Source organism: Priestia sp. TRN 1309, assembly GCF_050846875.1.
Taxonomy (GTDB): Bacteria; Bacillota; Bacilli; order Bacillales; family Bacillaceae_H; genus Priestia; species Priestia zanthoxyli.
Window position 1 is genome coordinate 24,501 of sequence record NZ_JBOZGM010000007.1, and the last position, 23,334, is coordinate 47,834.

General features: G+C 38.5%; 21 protein-coding genes. 18 read left to right on the forward strand and 3 right to left on the reverse strand.

Annotation, left to right across the window (positions count from 1 at the left end; genetic code table 11):
• Nucleotides 1–40 precede the first annotated feature (40 nt).
• On the reverse strand, nt 41–526 hold the full coding sequence (locus ACRPLQ_RS23010) for a DUF3920 family protein (protein ID WP_047751762.1): 486 nt from the start codon (nt 524–526) through the stop codon (nt 41–43).
• Nucleotides 527–891: 365 nt separating this feature from the next.
• Here ACRPLQ_RS23010 and gatC point away from each other — a divergent pair, with 365 nt between their 5' ends.
• The 12 genes from gatC (at nt 892) to ACRPLQ_RS23070 (ending at nt 14,913) form a co-directional block, all read left to right on the forward strand.
• The gene (gene gatC, locus ACRPLQ_RS23015; protein ID WP_013055055.1) at nt 892–1,182 is read left to right on the forward strand and encodes an Asp-tRNA(Asn)/Glu-tRNA(Gln) amidotransferase subunit GatC; all 291 of its coding nucleotides are present in this window, start codon (nt 892–894) and stop codon (nt 1,180–1,182) included.
• A gap of 16 nt (nt 1,183–1,198) precedes the next feature.
• Nucleotides 1,199–2,656 (forward strand): Asp-tRNA(Asn)/Glu-tRNA(Gln) amidotransferase subunit GatA, encoded by a 1,458-nt coding sequence (gatA, locus tag ACRPLQ_RS23020; RefSeq protein WP_013055056.1) that lies wholly within the window; start codon nt 1,199–1,201, stop codon nt 2,654–2,656.
• Nucleotides 2,657–2,670: 14 nt separating this feature from the next.
• A complete protein-coding gene (gene gatB / locus ACRPLQ_RS23025; RefSeq protein WP_013055057.1) occupies nt 2,671–4,101 on the forward strand; it encodes an Asp-tRNA(Asn)/Glu-tRNA(Gln) amidotransferase subunit GatB in 1,431 nt (476 codons plus the stop codon).
• 234 nt (nt 4,102–4,335) lie between these two features.
• Entirely contained in the window at nt 4,336–5,268 is a 933-nt protein-coding gene (locus ACRPLQ_RS23030; protein ID WP_028410196.1) for a diacylglycerol kinase, read from the forward strand.
• Between the two features lie 95 nt (nt 5,269–5,363).
• Nucleotides 5,364–6,737 (forward strand): 23S rRNA (uracil(1939)-C(5))-methyltransferase RlmD, encoded by a 1,374-nt coding sequence (rlmD, locus tag ACRPLQ_RS23035; RefSeq protein WP_047751760.1) that lies wholly within the window; start codon nt 5,364–5,366, stop codon nt 6,735–6,737.
• Nucleotides 6,738–6,912: 175 nt separating this feature from the next.
• A complete protein-coding gene (locus tag ACRPLQ_RS23040) occupies nt 6,913–7,350 on the forward strand; it encodes an SMI1/KNR4 family protein (protein WP_049162726.1) in 438 nt (145 codons plus the stop codon).
• A gap of 143 nt (nt 7,351–7,493) precedes the next feature.
• On the forward strand, nt 7,494–7,706 hold the full coding sequence (locus ACRPLQ_RS23045) for a hypothetical protein (protein ID WP_080974221.1): 213 nt from the start codon (nt 7,494–7,496) through the stop codon (nt 7,704–7,706).
• 226 nt (nt 7,707–7,932) lie between these two features.
• Nucleotides 7,933–8,748, forward strand: a complete 816-nt coding sequence (locus ACRPLQ_RS23050) for a YitT family protein (protein WP_013055060.1) — start codon at nt 7,933–7,935, stop codon at nt 8,746–8,748.
• A gap of 195 nt (nt 8,749–8,943) precedes the next feature.
• Nucleotides 8,944–11,682 (forward strand): GTPase domain-containing protein, encoded by a 2,739-nt coding sequence (locus tag ACRPLQ_RS23055; RefSeq protein WP_033580823.1) that lies wholly within the window; start codon nt 8,944–8,946, stop codon nt 11,680–11,682.
• Nucleotides 11,683–11,695: 13 nt separating this feature from the next.
• Nucleotides 11,696–11,926, forward strand: coding sequence for a helix-turn-helix domain-containing protein (locus ACRPLQ_RS23060; RefSeq protein WP_013055062.1), 231 nt, complete (start codon nt 11,696–11,698; stop codon nt 11,924–11,926).
• 171 nt (nt 11,927–12,097) lie between these two features.
• Complete coding sequence (locus ACRPLQ_RS23065) at nt 12,098–13,084, forward strand: BMP family ABC transporter substrate-binding protein (RefSeq protein WP_028412512.1); 987 nt, start codon at nt 12,098–12,100, stop codon at nt 13,082–13,084.
• Nucleotides 13,085–13,107: 23 nt separating this feature from the next.
• Nucleotides 13,108–14,913, forward strand: coding sequence for an ATP-binding protein (locus ACRPLQ_RS23070; protein ID WP_028412511.1), 1,806 nt, complete (start codon nt 13,108–13,110; stop codon nt 14,911–14,913).
• A gap of 26 nt (nt 14,914–14,939) precedes the next feature.
• On the opposite strand, the gene map is transcribed toward ACRPLQ_RS23070, so the two are convergent.
• Entirely contained in the window at nt 14,940–15,686 is a 747-nt protein-coding gene (gene map / locus ACRPLQ_RS23075; RefSeq protein WP_025752900.1) for a type I methionyl aminopeptidase, read from the reverse strand.
• 333 nt (nt 15,687–16,019) lie between these two features.
• Here map and ACRPLQ_RS23080 point away from each other — a divergent pair, with 333 nt between their 5' ends.
• From ACRPLQ_RS23080 to ACRPLQ_RS23095, 4 genes are all read left to right on the forward strand, one after another.
• A complete protein-coding gene (locus ACRPLQ_RS23080; protein ID WP_028412510.1) occupies nt 16,020–17,084 on the forward strand; it encodes a lactonase family protein in 1,065 nt (354 codons plus the stop codon).
• A 272-nt stretch (nt 17,085–17,356) separates the two neighbouring features.
• Nucleotides 17,357–18,370 carry a nitronate monooxygenase gene (locus ACRPLQ_RS23085; protein ID WP_098112280.1) on the forward strand — a complete coding sequence of 338 codons (1,014 nt, stop codon included), beginning with the start codon at nt 17,357–17,359 and terminating at the stop codon, nt 18,368–18,370.
• 63 nt (nt 18,371–18,433) lie between these two features.
• The gene (locus ACRPLQ_RS23090) at nt 18,434–19,255 is read left to right on the forward strand and encodes a MerR family transcriptional regulator (protein WP_033580818.1); all 822 of its coding nucleotides are present in this window, start codon (nt 18,434–18,436) and stop codon (nt 19,253–19,255) included.
• Between the two features lie 67 nt (nt 19,256–19,322).
• Nucleotides 19,323–20,543: a multidrug effflux MFS transporter gene (locus ACRPLQ_RS23095; RefSeq protein ID WP_432236286.1), complete on the forward strand. Its 1,221-nt coding sequence runs from the start codon at nt 19,323–19,325 to the stop codon at nt 20,541–20,543.
• 41 nt (nt 20,544–20,584) lie between these two features.
• Here ACRPLQ_RS23095 and ACRPLQ_RS23100 read toward each other — a convergent pair whose 3' ends face one another.
• The gene (locus ACRPLQ_RS23100; RefSeq protein WP_098112283.1) at nt 20,585–21,382 is read right to left on the reverse strand and encodes a hypothetical protein; all 798 of its coding nucleotides are present in this window, start codon (nt 21,380–21,382) and stop codon (nt 20,585–20,587) included.
• A gap of 214 nt (nt 21,383–21,596) precedes the next feature.
• Between ACRPLQ_RS23100 and ACRPLQ_RS23105 the strand changes: the two genes are divergently transcribed.
• Together ACRPLQ_RS23105 and ACRPLQ_RS23110 are read left to right on the forward strand one after the other, a co-directional pair.
• Nucleotides 21,597–22,118 (forward strand): M15 family metallopeptidase, encoded by a 522-nt coding sequence (locus ACRPLQ_RS23105; protein ID WP_432236287.1) that lies wholly within the window; start codon nt 21,597–21,599, stop codon nt 22,116–22,118.
• Between the two features lie 476 nt (nt 22,119–22,594).
• Nucleotides 22,595–23,323 carry an amino acid ABC transporter ATP-binding protein gene (locus ACRPLQ_RS23110; RefSeq protein ID WP_028410185.1) on the forward strand — a complete coding sequence of 243 codons (729 nt, stop codon included), beginning with the start codon at nt 22,595–22,597 and terminating at the stop codon, nt 23,321–23,323.
• The last annotated feature ends 11 nt before the right edge of the window (nt 23,324–23,334 follow it).

Below are 23,334 nucleotides of genomic sequence, written 5' to 3' on the forward strand. Positions count from 1 at the left end.
GCTCAAGCAGTGTCTTTTTTTAATTCTATGAAATTGCCTCCTATGAAGAAATGGCGTGAGAATTTTGTCTCGTAAACTTAGCAAGATAATAAGCAGCAAATGCAAATGCATCTTGTTCGGTTGTCCGCTCTTCATACGGGCGTTTTTTATCCAGCTCAAATTCTTTCTGATAATAAGGGATGTGATCTTGAATATAGTGACGCAGCTCGTGAAAGATGGTTTCAACAAGCGGAAGGTAGTCATCAAATTTAAAAATAAATATAATGCCGACTTCTCGCCAGTAAACACCTGAGGCAAACTGCAGGTATTCTGCTTCTTCTTCTCCAAGAGCGGAGACAATTTTATTGGCTTCACATGAATCACAAAAAATGATAGGAATATGAAAGGCTTTATTTAAACAAGCAAAAACATCTTTTTGCAAGGTGGACAAATCCCACTTGAATTCTTCATCTAATACAAACCATCTTCCGCTTTGCTGATACACAGGGCGCTGGTGGATGACTGACTGTATAAGTATTTTATTCAATTTTTATAGCACCTCTTTTACGGTAAAGTAGTTATTCGTTTTCTTTACTTTCCCAAAGACTAGTGAAATTAAAACATGGTGGTGTGTTCTTCTAAAGCATGTTTCTCTTTCTATCTATCTTTTCTAAAAAGAAGGTTATTTTATACCTATGCAAGAGAGAAATATTTTATGACGAAGGAAAAGTATGGAATGTTGTTTGAATGAAATAGATTTGGTATAAAATAGAAGTGATAAATGTAAGCCCTGTCTTGTCTGGCGGGGTTTTTAATATTTTAGGAACTAGTCTCAGAAATGTTGCCTGTTGCTAGTGAAGTTTGGTATTATCAGTATATTGTAGTGGGACGAATATTCGGAGGTGAAGGAACATGTCAAGAATTTCTGTTGATCAAGTAAAACACGTTGCAAACTTAGCGAGACTTGCGGTGACGGATGACGAAGCAGAACTATTTACAAAACAATTAGATGCTATTATTACATATGCAGAACAATTAGATGAGCTAGATACTACAAATGTAAAACCAACTTCTCACGTATTGGATATGAAAAACGTGATGCGTGAAGATAAGCCAGCTAAAGGCTTACCAATTGAAGACGTAGTAAAAAACGCGCCAGACCACAAGGATGGCTACATTCGAGTACCAACTATTTTAGAATAAGGAAGGAGGCTTTACGATGTCTTTATTCGATCGTAAACTTTCAGAACTACATAGCCTTTTACACAAGAAAGAAGTACGTGTACAAGATTTAGTAGACGAATCATACAAACGTATTAATGAAGTAGATGATAAAGTAGGTGCGTTCTTAGCGCTTAATGAAGACAACGCTCGTGCTTATGCAAAAGAGCTAGATGAAGCATTACAAACAAAAGATGAATTTGGCCTATTATTTGGTATGCCGATCGGTGTAAAAGATAATATTGTCACAAAAGATTTACGTACAACTTGCTCTAGTAAAATTCTAGCAAACTTTGATCCGATTTATGATGCAACAGTTGTTCAAAAACTGCAGGCAGCTGAAGCAGTAACAATCGGTAAATTAAATATGGATGAATTCGCAATGGGTTCTTCAACTGAAAACTCAGGTCTTCAGTTAACGCGCAACCCATGGAATTTAGATTACGTACCGGGTGGATCTAGCGGTGGTTCAGCTGCAGCTGTAGCAGCAGGAGAAGTTCCGTTCTCTTTAGGTTCTGATACAGGTGGTTCAATTCGTCAGCCAGCTGCTTATTGCGGTGTTGTTGGATTAAAACCAACGTATGGTCGCGTATCTCGTTACGGATTAGTGGCATTCGCATCTTCTTTAGATCAAATCGGACCAATCACAAATTCTGTTGAAGATAATGCATACTTACTTCAAGCAATTTCAGGCGTAGACCCAATGGATTCTACTTCTGCTAATGTTGATGTACCGGATTATGTATCTGCTTTAACAGGTGACGTAAAAGGCCTTAAAATTGCTGTTCCAAAAGAATACTTAGGCGAAGGTGTGGGCGAAGAAGCTCGCCAGTCTGTTTTAGATGCACTAAAAGTGTTAGAAGGACTAGGCGCAACTTGGGAAGAAGTATCGCTTCCACACTCTAAATACGCATTAGCTACGTATTATCTATTATCTTCTTCTGAAGCGTCTGCTAACTTATCTCGTTTTGACGGCGTTCGCTACGGATACCGTACAGATAATGCTGAGAACTTAATCGAAATGTACAAGCAGTCTCGAAGCGAAGGCTTTGGAAACGAAGTAAAACGCCGTATCATGCTTGGGACATTTGCGTTAAGCTCTGGTTATTATGATGCTTACTACAAAAAAGCACAGCAAGTACGTACGTTAATTAAGCAAGACTTTGAGTCTGTATTTGAAAACTATGACGTTATCATTGGACCAACTACACCAACTCCATCATTCAAAATTGGTGAGAAAACAGATGATCCATTAACAATGTATGCAAACGATATTTTAACAATCCCAGTAAACCTTGCTGGAGTACCTGGTATTTCTGTGCCTTGCGGCTTATCAAATGGATTGCCATTAGGGTTACAAATTATCGGTAAGCATTTCGACGAAAGCACAATCTATCGTGTTGCTCATGCATTCGAACAAGCAACTGAGCATCATAAAGCGAAACCAGCACTGTAAGGGGTGAGATAAAGATGAACTTTGAAACGATTATTGGTCTTGAAGTACACGTTGAGCTTAAGACAAAATCTAAAATTTTCTCAGCAAGTCCAAACGCATTTGGTGCGGCTCCAAATGCTAACACAAGTGTAATCGACTTAGGTTATCCTGGCGTACTACCTGTGTTAAACAAAGAAGCAGTTGATTTTGCAATGAAAGCGGCGCTTGCGCTAAACTGTGAAATCGCAACAGATACAAAGTTTGATCGTAAAAACTATTTCTATCCGGATAACCCAAAAGCTTATCAAATCTCTCAATTTGATAAACCAATTGGCGAGAACGGTTGGATTGAAGTAGAAGTTAAAGGTGAAACGAAGCGCATTCGTATCAACCGACTTCATTTAGAAGAAGATGCTGGTAAGTTAACGCATACAGGCGATGGCTATTCACTAGTAGACTTCAACCGTCAAGGTACACCTCTAATTGAGATTGTATCGGAAGCAGATATGCGTTCTCCTGAAGAAGCATATGCTTATTTAGAAAAACTAAAATCAATCATTCAATATACAGGCGTATCTGACTGTAAAATGGAAGAAGGTTCACTTCGCTGTGATGCCAATATTTCTTTACGTCCAGTTGGACAAGAAGAGTTTGGTACAAAAGCTGAGCTAAAGAACTTAAACTCATTTAACTATGTGCGCCGCGGTCTTGAACACGAAGAAATTCGTCAAGAAAAAGTGTTATTGTCTGGTGGCCTAATCGAGCAGGAAACACGCCGTTTTGATGAGTCTACGGGTGAAACAATTCTGATGCGTGTAAAAGAAGGATCTGACGACTACCGCTACTTCCCAGAGCCTGACTTATTAGAATTACACATCGACGAAGAGTGGAAAGAACGCGTTCGTGCTTCGATTCCTGAACTTCCAGATGCTCGTAAAAAGCGCTATGTAGAAGAGCTTGGCTTACCTGCTTATGATGCAATGGTATTAACGCTAACAAAAGAAATGTCTGATTTCTTTGAAGCAACACTTGCTGCAGGCGGAGATGCTAAGCTATCTTCTAACTGGTTAATGGGTGAAGTTTCTGCTTACTTAAACTCAAATCAAAAAGAACTTTCAGATGTAGCATTAACACCTGAAGGTCTAGCTGGTATGATTCAATTAATTCAAGAAGGTACAATTTCGTCTAAAATTGCGAAAAAAGTATTCAAAGAATTAATTGAAAATGGCGGAGATGCAAAGAAAATTGTAAAAGAAAAAGGTCTTGTACAAATTTCTGATGATGCAACTTTACGTAAATTCGTAACAGATGCATTAGATGCAAACCCTCAATCTATTGAAGATTTCAAAAACGGTAAGGATCGTGCAATCGGCTTCTTAGTTGGTCAAATTATGAAAGCTTCAAAAGGTCAAGCGAACCCACCGATGGTTAATAAAATTCTTTTAGAAGAAATTAATAAACGCTAAATTTGATAACTAAATGTGAGGTGGGTATCCATCTCACATTTATTATGAGTAAGGGCGATCGCGCTGAAGGTATGAATAAAAACCGAAACGTGAATATTGTATATCAAGGTTAATTTCTTTATAATATGTTTGTTCATGCCCCCTCTTGTTGATGATGTAATGTGAGGGGGCATTCTTTCACTGATAAAAGTAGGCAAAGATTTGTGACAAATTATCATTATTAGGATGATGAATATGAAAAGAGCGAGAATTATTTATAACCCGACATCGGGCCGTGAAATTTTTAAGAAAAACTTACCGGAAGTTTTGCAAAAGCTAGAGCAAGCAGGCTACGAAACATCTTGTCATGCTACAACTTGCGCTGGCGATGCAACAGAAGCTGCCAAAGTAGCAGTAGAGCGCCGCTTTGATGTTGTAATTGCAGCCGGTGGAGACGGTACCATCAATGAAGTCGTAAACGGTATTGCCGGACAAGACTATCGTCCGCAGCTAGGTATTATTCCTGTTGGAACAACCAATGACTTTGCTCGTGCCATTAATGTCCCGCGTACAATTGAAGGCGCTGTTGATGTTATTGTAGAAGGTGTAACGAAGCCAATTGATTTAGGCTGTGTAACAAACGACGGAGAAACGCATTACTTTGTAAATATCGCCGGAGGCGGCCGTTTAACTGAATTAACGTATGAAGTGCCAAGCAAGTTAAAAACAATGCTTGGACAGCTAGCTTACTATTTAAAAGGCATGGAAATGCTTCCTTCTATTAAACCAACATCCGTTGAAATTGAGTATGACGGAAAATTCTTTGGCGGCGAGATTATGTTCTTCCTCGTTTCCTTAACGAACTCAGTCGGCGGTTTTGAAAAGCTGGCACCAGACTCTTCTTTAGATGACGGCATGTTTGATTTAATTATTTTAAAGAAAGCAAATTTAGCTGAGTTTATTCGAATTGCGACACTTGCGCTGCGAGGAGAACATATCAATGATCCTCATATTATTTATACAAAAGCGAACCGTGTTAAAATTCATACGAATGATAAAATGCAGCTAAATCTAGATGGCGAGTACGGTGGGTTATTGCCTGGGGAATTTGTAAACTTATATCGCCATGTAGAAATCTTTGTTCCAAAAGCAACAGCTGAATTGATGGAAAAAAATGAGATCGCCTAATTGCGATCTTTTTTCATGCTTTCCTTTGTTTGGCTTTCGCTCTTATGGTACAATCAGTTCAGCATTTTCAAATGACTAAAAGGATGTAACGATAAATGGAAAAATTAAAACCACCTGTAGAAAAAAATGAATATATAGATGTTGCGTTTGAAGATTTAACGCATGACGGAGCGGGTGTAGCGAAAGTGAACGGATTTCCTATTTTCGTTCAAAATGCGCTGCCCGGCGAAAGCGGCCAAGTAAAAGTCATTAAAGTAAAAAAAGGCTATGCGTTTGGCAAGCTTATCAAGCACCATACAATTAGTGAGCAGCGTGTTGAAGCACCCTGTCCGGTATACAAGCAGTGCGGAGGCTGTCAGCTGCAGCATGTAAGCTATGAAGGACAGCTGCAATTTAAACAAAAGCAAGTAAAAGACGTCATGGCGCGAATTGGCCATTTACCTGACGTTCCGGTACATTCGACGCTAGGAATGAACGATCCTTGGCGCTATCGAAACAAAGCTCAAGTTCCCGTAGCAGAGCGAGAAGGCGGTTTGGTCGCTGGGTTTTATCAGCAGCGAAGCCACGATATCATTAACATGGATGCCTGTTTGATTCAGCAGCAGGCAAATGATGATGTTGTTCAAGCTGTCAAATCAATCTGTGAAAAGCATGGGGTTTCTGCTTACCAAGAACAAAAGCATAAAGGCTCGCTTCGTCATATCATGGCGCGCTACGGACTTGTAACGGGTGAAATTATGGTTGTAATTGTGACTCGTACAGCTGAGTTGCCAAACAAAAAGCGTATTATAGAAGACATTATCGAAGCCGTGCCGAACGTGAAATCAATTGTTCAAAACGTCAACAGCAAGCGCACGAACGTCATTTTAGGGAACCAAACGAACGTACTTTGGGGAGAAGAATATATTTACGACTATATCGGCGACGTTAAATTTGCCATTTCAGCAAAATCATTCTACCAAGTAAACCCTGAGCAAACGAAAGTGCTTTACGACAAAGCGCTCGAGTATGCAGATTTAACAGGAGAAGAAACGGTCATTGACGCCTACTGTGGAATCGGAACAATCTCGTTATTTCTCGCTCAAAAAGCGAAAAAAGTATATGGCGTTGAAATCGTGCCTGAAGCGATTGAAGATGCAAAGCGCAACGCTGAGCTAAACGGTATTCACAACGCTGAATTCGAAGTAGGCGAAGCAGAGGTCGTCATTCCAAACTGGTACAAACAAGGCATCAAAGCGGACGTCATCGTCGTAGATCCACCGCGAAAAGGATGCGACGAAGCCCTTTTAAATACCATCATCGAGATGAAGCCGAAAAAAGTTGTCTATGTTTCATGCGGACCAGCAACTCTTGCGCGTGATCTAGCTATTCTAGAAAAAGGCGGCTATGAGACGGTTGAAGTTCAGCCTGTTGATATGTTCCCGCATACGACCCATGTGGAGAATGTGGCGGTGCTTACATTAAAATAAGAAAATTGTTTAAAACACCACTATCATTAGGAATGGTAGTGGTATTTTATATTGGCTTTTATTTTTAATACAGTACGGAATATACTAAAAGATTTATAGAGAAACAAATAAAAGCAATTATAAATGGGAGTAAAAAGATTCCTAAATATACATAAGGCAAAATGGATGAAGCAAATTGATTACGTGGGAAACGGATGAAAAAGAGGTAAGTTTAGAAACCATTTTAGATGTAGAAAAAGCATGGGATGTATTATTTCCAATTTACTTTATGGAATGTGTAACAAAGTATCATGGTGGAGAACCTTCAGCTGATGGATTTAATGTTGGAAAGAGAGAATGTTCTTTTTACCAATTACTAAGTTTTAATCAGGAGAAAAAGGATTACATTTTAAACGTGTACCATGATCTTAAATGCCAGCTAGTTGATGGTATTTACCCATTTGGAGATGACATAGCGGATAACCATGTATGTTTTGACTACCGTTCTAACTCTCAGCGGCCTCTTATCGTTTTTATAAATCATGAACTAGCATATGAGAATCCTGAAAGCAGTATTTTTTTCGTCGCCCATTCATTTGAAGAATTTATTAATGGTCTATATGAAGAAGAATAAAATTAAAATAACTTTCCACCAAGAGGCTGGGACAAAAGTATTTTAACCCAAGTAAAAAACGAACCATTAATTAACATGTTTGATTCGTGGTTTATTTTTTTGTTAGGGCAAATAAGTGTCGTCTGTTTCGTTCCTTTTAGCAGTTGATTGGAGGGCAAGACGAAGACTCCTGCGGGAAAAGCGGAATAGGTGAGACCCCGCAGGAGCGCAAGCGACGAGGAGGCTCAGCGGCCGCCCGCGGAAAGCGAAGTCTTGCACGGAAATCAACTGCGGTTCCATACAAGCTCATCTATACTAGTTGTTCGCCTTTAAAATACATTCATTTCATTATGATGTCTCAACCTCTTTTAGGTTAAATAAGTACGGAAAAGGTAAAGGTAGCATTTCTATAACAAAAGCAGCAAAAGCTTGATATAAAAGCATTATCCGCTTGTATGTCCGTTTTATTTTGCCGTTTGTCCACCCCACCAACACAGCAAATTTCTGAATATACTTTTTTTAAGGTTTTCAATATTTTAGGAATTATAATAAAGAAGCAATAAATGAAAACATTATATTTGTGGTAAGAGGTGAAGGGACATCATGTATAGAGCAATTGCTATTATAGCGGGTTCTGTGTTAATTGGATTTGCATACAATTGGTTTTTAATCCCCCATAAAGTGCTAAGCAGCGGCATTAGCGGTATTGCTATGATTATAGGAATTTTAACGCCTGCAAGCACGGGAACAATGAATTTTTTGTTGAATTTACCCCTTTTAATTATTGGTTTTATGAAGTTAGGAAAGCGGTTTGTTTTACATACGCTGCTGTCCGTTGTGGCTTTATCAATTGCTTTATACGTGATTCCCTTGAGAGCTGTTAGTACAGATCCTATTCTGTCAGCTGTTTTTGGAGGAGTTTTAACTGGAATTGGCGTAGGGTTTGTTTTTCGTCAGTCAGCCTCAACAGGTGGATTTGATATTATTGCGATGCTTCTTACGCATAAAAAAGAATTTCCGCTTGGCGCTATATTATCAGCGATGAATGCCGTGGTCGTATTTGTTTCAGGTTTCTTTGTGAATTGGGACGCGGCTTTATATACGATGCTTTCGATTTTCGTCACAGGAAAAGTAGTGGATGCGATTCATACTCGCCACATTAAGCTCACGTTAACCATTATTACGAGAAAAGGCGAAGAAATGAAGCAGCAGCTTCTTACGAATTTGGTGCGCGGTGTGACGTTAATGAACGGTGAAGGAGCTTATTCAAGAGAAGACCGTAAAATATTAATGACGGTGATTTCACGCTATGAGCTTGCAAACCTCAAGCAGTTAATTCAATCTGTGGATCCTGAAGCTTTCGTAAATATTACGGAAACGGTAGAAGTAATGGGGCTGTTTCGACGGGATGCCTATTAATATATTTGTTATTTCAGCGCCGATTTATGATAAATAGCCATTTTTATAGTATAAAAGTTATAAAAAAAGCCTTAAGAGTAGTTCTTGAGGCTTTTTTTGCGTAAAATATGAGTAAGAAAATATCGTGTATGAAAAGTATAAAAAAGGGAATTTGATAGAGTACATAAAATATTGACATCAAAAAGGAGAGACTATATGACGGTAGAATATCAGTTAACGAAAAAGAAATATTACGAAACGTTTATGCAAGAAAATGAAAATCAGCCGCCTGTAAAAGTCCTTGGACAAGCTTATTACGAAGAGCAGCAAAAAGAGTGGTACGACTTATCGCTCATTCGCTTAGCTCAGGGAGAAGTGTACTTCCACAATCAAGATTTTGAATCCGCGATTTTTAAGTGGGAGAATGTAAATGGCGAGTTTAAGCTGTGGGCGAAGAAAAATACAGCCGACGCACATTATGAATTGGGGTTGTCTACGCTCGCTGAAGAGCTTTACCTATCCATCGAAACGGATTCAAAAGTATTAAAAGCTGAAATAGCGCTAAAGCTGTTTTCGCTTTATACGGACCATAACAATATTGAACGAGCTTATGAAGTTATTAACGAGCTGGTTGCTTCTCAGCCGGATTATCCAAACGTCACGGCGATTGCGCGAAGATTTTATGAAGAGCAAGAAGATTTTAATAGCGCAGTGGAGCTTGCAGTAGATGAGTGTATTCGAACAGAATCGCTGAATTGGTTTGCGGTATTAAAGACTTACGTAGATAAAGGATATACAGCAAACTTTATCCCTAACTATTTTTATCAAGTGATGATTTCATTTTACAAAGTGGACCAAGTATATTTCAAACAGCTTGTCTCAGCTTTATGGAAACAATATAAGAGTCAGCCTCCTTATCTTGCTTGGATTAAAACCATCAATGATATTTTCTTGAATATTGAAGTGGGTCTCTATGATTATTGGCAAGAGATTTCAACTCTTTATCAAGAGACGTACACTGACTTAATGGAAAGTGATCATTCTGTAAAGGAATTGCATGAAGTCATTCCGAACGTATTAACAAACTGGCTTAAAATTACTAATAAGTCACGTGCGTTATTTCCGTCTGCGGCCGTGCTTTCATGGAATGAAAAGTTTCCGTCAACTATTGATACCATTACAATCGAAAATGCAGGCAGATTAATTTTTGAGGCGCGTAACGACATTGATGGTCTTGAATATCACTACAAACTTTGCCATGGCATTATTAAATGGGCTAATGAAAATGGTTTAGAAGTGGGGCACACCTTTAAATGGTGGGTAGACTTTTTATTAGATGCTCATACGACACACTTATTAATTACAGGAACAAATGCTGCAACGTCTTCATTTGTGGGATCGATTACAGAAGAAAAGGTACCGCAAAATCATGAAACAACCTTTGTGTTCATTCATGATGAAGAAGAATCTATCCAGCAAATCGCTGATCAAGAAATCATTCCGATGGAAACGATTGACGGAGCGGAGCAATCTTCTCACCAGGCGCTTGTAGAAGTGAAAAAACCTTTTGCGTTCCTTGATAAGCATAATTGTTCATGCATTGTTACGCCAAGCTTTACAGAACAAGAGGCGCGTGAGCAGGATGCATTTAAATATGCTCCTTTAGCAGATGGTTTACTGTTTGTGCTTGATGCAAAAGAATCGCTGCTTGATGAAGAAAGAGAATTATTGCTGGAGATTAAAGAATATGCGCCAAATACGCCAGTTCATTTTGTCATCAACAATATGGACAGTCTTTATAATCAAGCAACGATTGAGCGAATTACAAAAGAATTTGAGGCAAGCATTGGCGCTGATTTCCCACAGGCGCATGTATTAGCCTATACGCCTCACTACGTATCGAGTCAGCACCACGGAGACTTGGCTCAGTTTATTAAAGCTAATTTCTATTACGATCCAAACGACGTTGGAGTAGAAGAGCGTGCGCGCAGACTGCTGTTCTTTATTCAAAGCATGCTAAAGGGCTTAGTGGAGAAGAGAAATCACACAGAAAATCATTTGATTGAAAGTATTAAATGGAACGAAGATATGCTTGTGCGATTAAATGGCTTCTTGCATCGAGTGGATGACTTAGAACAAGAAAAAGCAAGTAGTATTGTTTCGGCTTATCACGGCATCAAAGAGGATATCAGCAAAAAGCTAAAAAATAAAATTCCTCGTTTACTCAAAAAGTCTTCAGAATTAGTGAAGGAAGACAGTGATTTTAGTACGGTTCATATTGAGCTGAATAAACAAATGAACATGCGCGTGGAAGAGCACTTGCAGCAAGATGTTCTACCTAAGTTCCGCATTTCTTTAAAGGACTGGATTGCTACATCAAATGAAGAGCTGATTGCGAGTCAAGTAGATATTGAAGAAGTAGCAGAGTCATTAAATAAGATGTACAATGAGCAAAAATTAACGTTAGCCTGCGATTTTAAAGTGCTGGACGACTGGCGCCGCGACGTTAATCGTATGGCTAATCGGGTTCAGCTGGATGAAGAAAATATTTTACTTCGCGTTAATCCAACGCAGCTTTTGTTAAAAGGAGCAGGAAAACTGTTTTCTTCCATTCTTCAAAATCAAACGCTGCTTTATAATCAATATAAAAAGTACATTGAAAGTCAAGACTATCAAGATATCACAGAATCTATGCTGGCAAAGTTTTTTATGCAATTTAATTTATTTGAGAAAAATTTAGAAGTTGATATTGAACTATTCTTTGAAAAGCCAAAAGAGGTTCTAAAAGAAACGATTGAAGAAACACAGGCGCATATTAATGAAAATCAAGACGTATTAAGTCATATGAAAGCCAATCCTGAAGCTTACTATGATCCGTTAACATTATTCCAGCTTCGCTTGCGTCAGTATGAGTTAATGGTTAAAGCTACAGAAGAAGTACACTATAACGTCTAAAAGGTGGAGCAGGATGTATTTAACGATAAAAGAAGCAGCAGAGTATCTATCTTTCCCTGAAGAATATGTACAGAAATTGATTCAAGAAGGAAAAGTAAGGGCTATATTTGATGGTGAAAACTACTTATTAAATAAAGAGCAGTTTAACACTCATTTAGAGCAAATGGAAAAGTATAAAAAACAAATTGAAGAATACCTAAATGAGCCAATCCCTGAAGATATGGACGTAAAAGATGAAGATTGAAGGCCGAAGCAGAAAACAGATGTTTTCTGCTTTTTCTTTTGGAGTGAAAGTGTTAAAAAAGGTAAGATATGAAAGAAATGTCGAAAAAAGTTGGAATTTCGTTAAAGATGTAGTCTTTTTAGATGCTTTTTTTATATAATGAAAGTATGCTAAACAAAAAGGAGAAGGTCTATGCAACGATCAAGACAGTTAAGGCTGATTTTATTGCTTGCCCTGATTGTTGTCGCTTCGTTTTTAATTATTATTGTTTCGAAAACACAAGGGATTATAAGTCAGCAAACGACAAAAAAAGTAGAAAACACAAGCGTTGCAATTCTCACCTCTGATGTACTGACAGATCAAAGCTGGGGCAGTCTAGCTTATAAAGGAAAAATCAACATCGAGCAGAAGTACCCCGTTTCGGCTCAAGTTATTAGCGAAGTAAATACGAACCAAAAAATGAAGGAAGCTGCTGAAAAAGTTATTCAAAATGGAACAAAAGTCGTAATTGGACATGGAAGAGAATTTTCTACCGTTTTTACAGAACTCGCTCCTAAGTATCCTCATGTTCATTTCGTCACCATTCACGGTACTTCACGTTATAAAAACCAAACTGTATATACATTTGATCAAACAAAAATAGAGTATCTGGCAGGCACGGCAGCTGCCATGAAGACACGAACGAAAAAAATTGGATTAATTGATGCATTTGAAGCACGCGAAAAAAATCCAGGGTTTGAAAAAGGCCTAAAAGCGTCTGATTCCTCAATTGCTTTTTATTATCGAGTGGTAAACAGCCGAGACGATGGAGCAAAAGCAGTAAAGCTGCTCCGTGAGTTAAAAGATGAAGGCGTCGATATCGTCTATGCTAAAGGAAATTCATATAATCAAGAAGTGATTCAAGAAGCGAAAAAACAAAAAATGTACGTAATAGGATATTTAGATGATCAGGCGTATATGGGGAGGTCTGTTATTTTAACAAGTGTGATAAATGATGTTCCTCAAGCTTACAACGCGATTATGAAAGACTATTTTAGTAAAAAGGGCCTTCGATCTGGAGAAGTCAAACTTGATGCCCGGGATGGTGTTTATAAGCTTGCGCCTTTTGGACCAATGTACAGTAAACAAGAAAAACAAATATTATATTCGAAAGTTAGAATGTCTACACAGCCGAAGTAACTATGAAAAAGAAAGAGATGATTATGAATCAATTATTTCGCAACATGTCATTCCGTAGCCAAATATTAACGATTCTTCTTTTGATTACATTCATGTTAAGCGGGTTCTCTTTAGTTTTAGTGCATGCCATTGATAAAATGAATCATGTAAGCAACGAAATTAAAGATGAAGATGTTCCTCAAATGGTGTGGCTTTCTTATTGGGAAGAGCAGCTGAACATAAAAGAATACATTGTGAAAAATAATCTAAAGAACCCCACTGTCTCTTTGATAGAAGAATATCAATCATATGATACACGAGTTATTGAAGACAATGAAAAGTATAAGCAGCCTGTGCCAAAATCGTTGATTCCACTGAAGGAAAAAATTGAGCTGCTTGATTTCAAGATTTCTAATAACGTGCAGGGACTGCTGAAGTACGGAGATATAGAGGGAGCAAAAGAGTATCTTAAGAGAAATTATTTGCCGGATCTGCATCAGATAAAAAAAGATATTAATAGTTCAAAAGAAGAGACGGTTGATTCACTTGATACACTATCAGATACACTGTCTGTTATTATTAAAGATTCATTAATTTTACTATTAATTTTAACAGTAAGTGCTATTGTGGCTTCTCTTTATGTTTCTTATCGTATGAGTGCAAGCCTTACGAAACCAATTGAACAAATGATTGAAAAAGTGAATGACATTGCAGACGGAGAATACGGTCTTGTTCTTCAAGACACAAAGCAAATCGAGCTGAAGCAGCTTTCGGCTTCTATCAATCAAATGTCGGTTAGTTTAGAAGATTCATTTTGGAAAATCATTAAAGATAAAGCATATCGCCAGCAGATCTTAAATTCACTGCCTGTTGGAATTATCACAATAGAAGATGAGACAAATAGTATATTTGCTAATACCTCAGCAAAACAGTTTTTAGATCTCGATGAAAAGGATATTTGCCGGTATATGAAGGAATGTCCTGAATATAATACTGAATTTTGGAGCATGTTGAATTCGGGAGAAATTCACGAAAATAAAAAAGTATTATTTGGAACGAAAGAGACGTGCTATTGCTTTTTAGCCTCTCAAACGCAGCTGTTTAATGAGAAGAACGAAAGCATTGGAAGGATTTTTTATTTCATTGATATATCGGATACCGAAGAATTAGAAAAGCGAATGCATCAGTCTGAGAAACTTGCCTTGGTTGGAGAAGTGGCAGCCGGAGCTGCTCATGAGATTCGTAATCCTCTTGCCGTGATTCATGGATTTATATCTCTTATGAATCAGTCTCTTTCTGATGAGGAGAAAAAGCGTTTTTACCTGCCTCTGCTTATGAAAGAACTAGAGAGGATTAATTACATCATTGAAGAAATGCTGTTGTTATCAAAGCCTGGGACTCCGGTGATGAAAAAAGTCAGCATGCAGGATATTATTAATGAGTTATTGCCTTTGATTACTCACTCAAGCAAATTTACAGAAAAAGATAAGCTTATTTTCGATGTGAAATTGCAGCCGCATGTATTAAAGGTAGATGAAAAACAAATCAAACAAGTTCTTCATAATTTAATTCGAAACAGTATGGAAGCCATGGATGGAGAGGGAGTTATTACAATCTACTCGCAGGTTCATGAAGATAGCTACTGTCTATACATTGAAGATACTGGAAAAGGTATTCCAGTTCATATGCAGCAGTCGCTGTACCAGCCGTTTTCCACGTCAAAAGATAGTGGCACAGGTCTTGGTCTGCCCATTGCTCAGCGTATTCTAGAAAGCCACGGAGGACAGATTAAATTATTATCTACTTCTTCCCGCGGCACAGTTTTTGTTATTAAATTTCCTTTACATTAAGAAAACAGCCTCAAAAGGGCTGTTTTTTAATGTGCTGTTAAAATAAGAGGACCGTTTTTCGTAATCGCAAGCGTATGTTCAAATTGAGCGGATAATTTACCGTCTGTTGTACGAGCAGTCCAACCGTTTTTATCCATTTTAGAATGCCATGTACCAGCGTTTACCATTGGCTCAATGGTAATAACCATACCTTCTTTTAAACGTGTACCTTTGCCAGCTTTTCCGTAGTGAAGAATTGTAGGCGCTTCGTGCATGGTATTTCCAATTCCATGTCCTGTGAAGTCACGTACGACAGAGAATTTTTCGCCTTCTACATAGCTTTGAATAGCGTGGCCGATGTCACCTGTACGGTTTCCTGGCTGTGCTTGCTCGATTCCTTTTAAAAGCGCTTCGTATGTAACATCTACTAGACGCTGTGCTTCGTCTGAAATGTCTCCAACGGTGTGAGTCCATGCCGAATCTGCTAAGCCTCCGTTTAAATTTACAACCATATCAATGGTTACGATATCCCCGTCTTTTAACGGTTTAGTTGTTGGAAAACCGTGGCAAATTTCATCATTCAAAGAAGCGCACGTTGCATATTGATATCCTTTGTATCCTTTTTGTTCCGGCGTTGCTCCGTGCTTTGCTAAGTACTCTTCAACAAATTTATCAATTTGCATTGTTGTTATGCCTGGTTTGATCATTTTAGCGATTTCTTTATGACAAGAAGCTAATAATTTACCTGCTTCGTGCATTAAATTAATTTCGCGTTCACTTTTTAATGTGATCATTGTTGTTCACTCCTTTTTTGATGTAACTTTACGAAAAAAGTTGAGCAGCGGTTATAGCGATGGAAGTCGACTATTCATCAGTTCATTTTTCTTTATTTAAAAATCTAAGAAATACAGGAACCGTCTGCTATTGGGCGATATAAAATCATCCTTAATCATAACGCCCAATGGTAGGGAAATGCAAGATGCAGGCTTAAAAAGGAAGGGTTTGACGCTAGGCATGTAGGGAAAACTGATAAATGAACGTTGAATTGGAGCATTCTCTATAACAAATGCGGTATGATATAGTAAAATAAATGAAACAAAACAATTCTTTAGGAGGGGTATAGGAAAATGAGTGAACATGGAAAATTTATTGGATTTGCAGGTACATATACAAAAGCAGGCAGTGAAGGTGTCTATACATTTACGTTAGATACGAAGGCTAAAAAAATTGTAGAAGTAAAAGCCGTGGCTAAAATTGAAAATCCTACATACTTAAATGCAAGCAAAGACAACGAACATCTTTATACAGTTATTAAAGAAGGAGAAAAAGGCGGCGTAGCTGCTTTTAAGGTTGATCCAAACACAGGGCAATTGAAGTTTGTAAACAAACAGCTGCTAGACGGCGCGCCTCCTTGCTACGTTTCAGTGAATGAAGATAATACGCTTGTTTTATCTGCTAACTTTCATAAAGGGAGCGTTGAGACGTATTCTGTTAATGAAGAAACAGGAGAAATTGAATATGTAGCATCCGTAGTGGAACATCCTCATTCAGACCTCAAAAAAGGACAAAAAGGAAAACCACACGTACACTATGCCGATTTTACTCCTGGAGAAAAGCACGTGGCCGTTGTGGACCTAGGTATTGATGAAATTGTGACATATGAAGTGGAAGAGAATAAATTGAAGGAAGTCAACAGCCTTTCTACATCTGTTGGTTCGGGCCCTAGACATTTAACGTTCCATCCAAATGGCCGCTATGCGTATGCAATGACAGAATTCAGCTCCGAAGTTTTATTTTTAACGTATGACGAAAGCACAGGAAGCTTTACTCAACAACAAGCTACTTTAGCAATTCCGGCTGATTTTACAGAAAATAATCAAGGGAGTGCGATCCACATTTCTTCAGACGGCCGCTTTGTCTATGCAGGAAACCGCGGACATAACTCGATTGCAACATTCAAAGTAGACCAGGATTCTGGACAGTTAACATTCGTAGAATGGACAGGCACTGAAGGCGACTGGCCGCGCGATTTTGTTTTAGATCCAACGGAACAATTTATTGTGGCGTCTAATCAAGAGACAGGAAACTTGGTGCTGTTTGAAAGAGACCAAGAAAATGGAAAGCTAACGCTTCTTCAATCTAACGTTACGGTTCCAGAAGCTGTATGCGTAAAGTTCCTCCACTATAAGTAATCGATGTAGAAAGCCAGACCTGATCCAAAAACAATCAGGTCTGGCTTTCTAAACCTAAGCGGCTGTCACTCTCCTTTCGGGGTTAGTGCCATCCGCATAGGTGAACCTTTGAGGGAATAGTCAGGTAGTTCGCATTCCTAAGCGTCATTTATGATTCCAATTTTTGAAATGAGCATAATCTATATATGGAAGAAAAGCCCTTTTGGAGGGCTTTTTTTTCTGGTGTTGTAGTAGAATGAAGAGAGAACGCATGAAGGGCTGAGGTGATAAGTGTGGAAAATATATGTGAGTATCCAATTGTACAAGCTCCTATGGCAGGAGGAGTTTCGACGCCTAAACTAGCTGCAGCTGTATCTAATAGCGGAGGGCTAGGGTTTTTAGCCGCTGGATATAAAAGTGCGCGTGAATTGGAGCAGGAAATTATAGAGATGCACTCACTTACGAAAAAACCTTTTGGAGTAAATCTGTTTGTTCCGACAAATGAAAAAGTAGCAGTTGATGCACTTGATTGTTATCAAAAAGAATTGTCAAAAGCCGCTGGATATTTGGAGTGTCAAGTTGGCATACCAAAGAATGATGATGATGAATGGAGTGCCAAGCTCGACATCATTCAAAAACATCGAGTACCTGCTGTGAGCTTTACATTTGGGTGCCCGGATCGAGAGATCGTAGCAAGCTTAAAGGGAATTGGAAGTCATATTTTCGTTACGATTACAACACCTCAAGAAGCCGAAGTGGCTTTGAGAGCAGGAGCAGATGTGCTGTGCTTGCAAGGAATTGAAGCCGGCGGCCATCGGTCTACTTTTTTAGAGAGTTCGGTGGACTTTTCGCTTATAAATTTGCTAAAAGAAGTCCGTCTAATCACTAAAAAGCCATTAATTGCTGCGGGAGGCTTGATGACGGGGTCTGACATTAAACGCGTGTTACAGGAAGGTGCTTCTGCTGCGCAGTTAGGTACGGCTTTTATTTGTTGTCCAGAAAGCGGAGCGAGTGCTCTTCATAAAGAAAGCATTCTTCAAAAGCGTTTTAATGAAACAGGTGTTACAAGAGCTTTTACAGGGAAACGTGCTAGAGGATTTGTGAATGCTTTTTTTATTTCCTATGATAAATCAGCACCATCCGCTTACCCTCATATTCATTATATGACAAAGCCTATTCGAACAAAAGCTACACAAATGAATAATCCAGAGTACACTTCTTTGTGGGCAGGAACTGGATTTACGCTGGCAAAAGAACTGCCTGCACATCTTATTGTGGAAGAGCTTGTACAAGAACTAAATGAATGATGAGAATTACGGTGTTGCTTGCTTTAAGTGCAAGCAGCTTTACATAAAGAAGGTGAACTTATAGTGCAAAACAAATTTACGATTGGGCAAATGGCCAGACTGCACGATATTCCAATTAAAACACTTCGCTATTATGATGAAATTGGCCTGTTTGAGCCTTATGAAGTTGATCCGCAAACTGGATATCGTTATTATACGTTAGAACAATTTAAGAAATTAGATATCATTGTCTATTTAAAGCTGATGGGGGTTCCGTTAAAAGAAATTAAAAGAAAAATGGAGCACAGCAGCTTGGACGAATTTATTGAAACCTTAGCGGAATATCAGAAGGTAACAAAAGAAAAAATTCGTCACCTTCAAAGAGTGAATGCGCAGTTAACAACTCGAATGAAGGAATTAGAACAGACGAGACATATTAACCAAATAGGAGCCCCGTTCATCAAACACCTTCCTTCTCGTGAAGTTGTGCAAGTAAAAGCAGAGGTAGGTACGTTAGACGGAACTGAAAGTGTTCTGCGTGATTTAAAAAAGAAAATCAGTCATATTACCCCGATTATGATTGGGAAAGTAGGGTTTATACTATCTGTAGAAAACACAAAAAAACAACAATTTACAGATTACGATGGCATTTTTTTATTGGTCGAAAGCGATGTTTCTTTTAAGCATGAACTCGTTACGTTAATACCTGAAGGCGATTACGCATCTATTTATATGAGAGAAAAGAGAGATACCACAGGAGTCTATTACGATACGTTACTGAACTTTATTAAAGTCGAAGGATACAAAGCAGAAGGGCCTTTTTTAATTCGGCGAATTGTAGATTCATTTATTTCTCATCATGAAGAAGAGCGGCTGACGGAAATTCAAATTCGAATTACGTCTTGACTATCCAGTTGCTGGAGGGTTTAAGATGAGACTATTGTAAAACTGCTGAAGGGAGAGACAACAATAGATGAATCAGCAAAGTATTTCCCAAGGAATGTCTTTAAGCCGAGGAAATCGCATTTTATTTATTTTAATTTTGGGTTCACTAAGCGCATTTGGACCGTTATCAATCGACATGTATTTGCCAGCGCTGCCGACGCTTGCTAAAGAACTGCATACGTCAGCTTCTTTAGCCCAGGTCAGTCTGACAGCTTGCTTATTGGGCTTGGCATTTGGGCAAGTGATAATGGGGCCATTCAGTGATATCCGGGGAAGGAAAAAGCCACTTGTAGCAGCATTAATCACCTATGCAGTTGCCTCTGTTTTATGCGTGTTTGCGCCTTCTATTTGGATTTTTATCGTTTTACGATTTATTCAAGGCATGGCGGGAGCAGCAGGAATGGTTATTTCAAGAGCAAGCGTGCGAGACTTGTTTTCAGGTTCGGATTTAACAAAGTTTTTCTCCATGCTCATGCTCGTAAATGGTTTAGCTCCCATTTTGGCTCCGGTTGCCGGTGGACAGCTGCTGACGGTTATGTCGTGGCGCGGAGTATTTGGTGTGTTAGCCGTAATTGGTGCACTAATGTTTTTTGCCGTTTTATTTGGCTTGAAAGAAACGCTGCCGGCTGAACGCCGTAAAGAAGGTGGATTAACAGAAGTACTGCGTACATTTAGCGTATTGCTAAAAGATAGTGTCTTCGTGGGATATGCGCTGGCGCAAGGTTTTATTATGAGCGCTATGTTTGCTTATATTTCAGGCTCTACATTTGTTCTTCAAGACGTTTATGGACTGTCTCCGCAGATGTTCAGTTTTGTTTTTGCTATTAACGGTTTTGGTCTCATTATAGCTACTCAAGTGACAGGACGTTTAGCTGGTAAAGTAAAAGAAGCTACTCTTCTCATGTATGGATTGCTTCAAGCAGCCGTTGGAAGCGTGCTTTTAGTGGCTGTAATTGCTACTCACACATCCGTTATTTTGGTCTGCATCTTGCTTTTCTTTGTTGTATCAAGCGTAGGAATTGTGAACACAACCGTTTTTTCACTTGCTATGCAAAATCAAGCTTCTAATGCAGGGAGTGCTTCAGCGCTTCTAGGATTGCTGCCGTTCTTGCTCGGAGCAGCCGTAGCTCCTCTTGTGGGACTTGGAGGAGGGCAAAATGCTCTGCCGATGGGCATTGTGATTATGGTCTGTGATTTATTAGCATTAGGTGTATACATGGCATTAGTGAAACGGAAAACTGCATCATAAAAAAGCTACTTGGCTCTCAACAGCCAAGTAGCTTTTTTTAGTTATTGAGCTTTGTGCTCGTTCTTTTCAAACGGCATTGTGACACCGAGTTTTTGAATTTCTTTTTTTGCATTTTCTAAAATGGTTTCGGCCTTAGCTTTTGTTTCAGCATCTAAACCATTTAGAAAATCTTTCTTTTTAGCAGGAAGATCTACGCCAAGTTCTTTTAATTTGGCTTCAGCTTGTTCCTTAGTCAGCGTGCCATCGCGAAGCTGATCCATAATAGCTTTGGATTTTTTCTTAGTGGCTGCATCTAGATTGCTAAAAGGACCGCCTTTATGTTCAGGGAAGTCTACGCCAAGTTCTTTTAATTTGGCTTCAGCTTGTTCCTTAGTCAGGGTGCCGTCGCGAAGCTGGTCCATAATAGCTTTGGCTTTTTTCTTAGTGGCTGCATCTAGATTGCTAAAAGGACCGCCTTTATGTTCAGGAAAGTCTACGCCAAGTTCTTTTAATTTGGCTTCAGCTTGTTCCTTAGTCAGGGTGCCGTCGCGAAGCTGATCCATAATAGCTTTCGCTTTTGCCTTTGTACCAGCATCTAAATTGCTAAAGGGGCCTTCTTTATGATGCTGAGGTAAGCTTACGCCGAGTTTCTGTAATTTTTCCTGTGCTTTTTTCATAATATCATCAACTTTTTGTTGTGTTGCATCACTCGTAGTTGTTGTATTGCCATTTGTTCGCTCTACAACCGTTGAAGAGCTTGTTTCATCTTTGCTTGCTGCAAATGCCGTGGAGTTTGCAGCGGCCATAACTCCTAGTGTTAAACCGCTTGCCATGATATAACCGAATAGTTTCTTTTTCATGCTGTTGTCACTCCTTAAAAGTTATAGGGGTGTGGTACAGAGCTGTCCACAATTGTTAATGTAACCACCAATAGTGAAAAAATGGTGAAAATAGATAAAAAACGAAAAAATATAGACGTTTGTTGAACACTACAACTCTTTTATTGGATAACAAAATGAAATTCGATATGATTTTATCTAAGTAACAGCAAAAAAGAATGGAGACTTTATATAGATGAACGTTCTTAAAAAATTGGCAATAGCTTTGATAGTTGTGATAGCGGTAAGCCTGTTATTTTTGTTTCGCGATGAGTTAAAGCCAGGTCCAACGTTAAAAGATTTTTCAGGAGCAGCTGAGTTGCATCCTGTCGTAGAAGAAAAGAAAAATAAACTTGTTCAACAAGCAAACGACCAAGGAATCTCGATTGTCATTACGAAAGGTTTCCGTTCAAAAGAAGAACAAGATAAGCTTTATGCAAAAGGCAGGACGGAAGAAGGCAACATTGTTACCTATTCAAAGGGCGGCCAGTCTTATCATAACTATGGACTAGCTATTGATTTTGCTATTGGGTTAAAAGACGGACAAGTTATTTGGGACATGAAATATGACGGTAATAACAATAATCGGTCTGATTGGATGGAGGTTGTAGATATCGCAAAAAATTTAGGGTTTGAATGGGGAGGAGATTGGCAAGGTTTTAAAGACTATCCGCATTTTCAAATGAGTCCGGAAAATATAAAAGGCCACACACGCTAATAAAGCGTGTGTTTTTTAGAGAAATAATATAATTTCACTATATTTATGTCAGAACCTCTAACATGAATGGAAGCTTGTATTTACTTTTTTTATTAATTTACTGCTAAGAGAATTATATATATTAATATAATAAAGTGATAGACAGATAATTAGAAAAAGGGCTGATTAGAGAGAACTGCCCTAGAAAAATGAAAGACAATTCGTATAAAGATATGCGTTAACTAATATAATCTATTGATTAAGCTGATACAAGTACCTTCAGCCTAGCGAACGTATGCTTACATATCGGCAAATGCCAACAAAACCTTTTATTTTTCTAGCATATTTTATTTGAAGATAGTTCATTTTGATTACAAAAAAGAGATAATTTGTCAACTGTTGACTTTGCTTTAAGGGTAAGAATATAATTTTTAACATATTTTAAATATTTTAAAAATTTAAATATTTATCATTGTTCGTAGATTAGGAGGAGGAAAATGATTGTTTTTGACGGAGTGAACAAATATTACGGTGATTTTCACGTATTAAAAGATATCAATTTAACGATTAAAAAAGGTGAAGTTGTCGTCGTAATTGGACCTTCGGGTTCGGGTAAAAGCACGATGCTGCGATGCATAAATTATTTAGAAACAATATCTAACGGACAATTGACGGTAAATAATATATTGGTTGCAGATAAAAAAACAAATATTAACAAACTGCGCCGCAATATAGGTATGGTTTTTCAGCATTTTTATTTATATCCGCACAAAACGGTTTTAGAAAATATCACCTTAGCGCCTATGAAAGTACTGGGACAGTCGTCAGAAGAAGCTAAGAAAACAGCTCTATACTATTTGGATAAAGTAGGAATCGGTGAAAAAGCCAACGCCTACCCATCCCAGCTTTCAGGTGGCCAGCAGCAGCGTGTAGCTATTGCGAGGGGACTTGCAATGAAACCAGAGATTATGCTTTTTGATGAGCCTACCTCTGCTCTTGATCCAGAAATGATTGGAGAAGTGCTGGATGTCATGAAAACATTGGCTAAAGAAGGAATGACGATGGTAGTTGTAACTCATGAAATGGGGTTTGCTAAAGAAGTAGCAGACCGCATTGTATTTATGGATCAAGGAAAAATCTTAGAAGAGGCAACTCCGGCTGAGTTTTATGAAAACCCGCAAGAAGAAAGGGCACGTTTATTTCTTAGCCGTATTTTAAATCATTAATTGTTTAATAG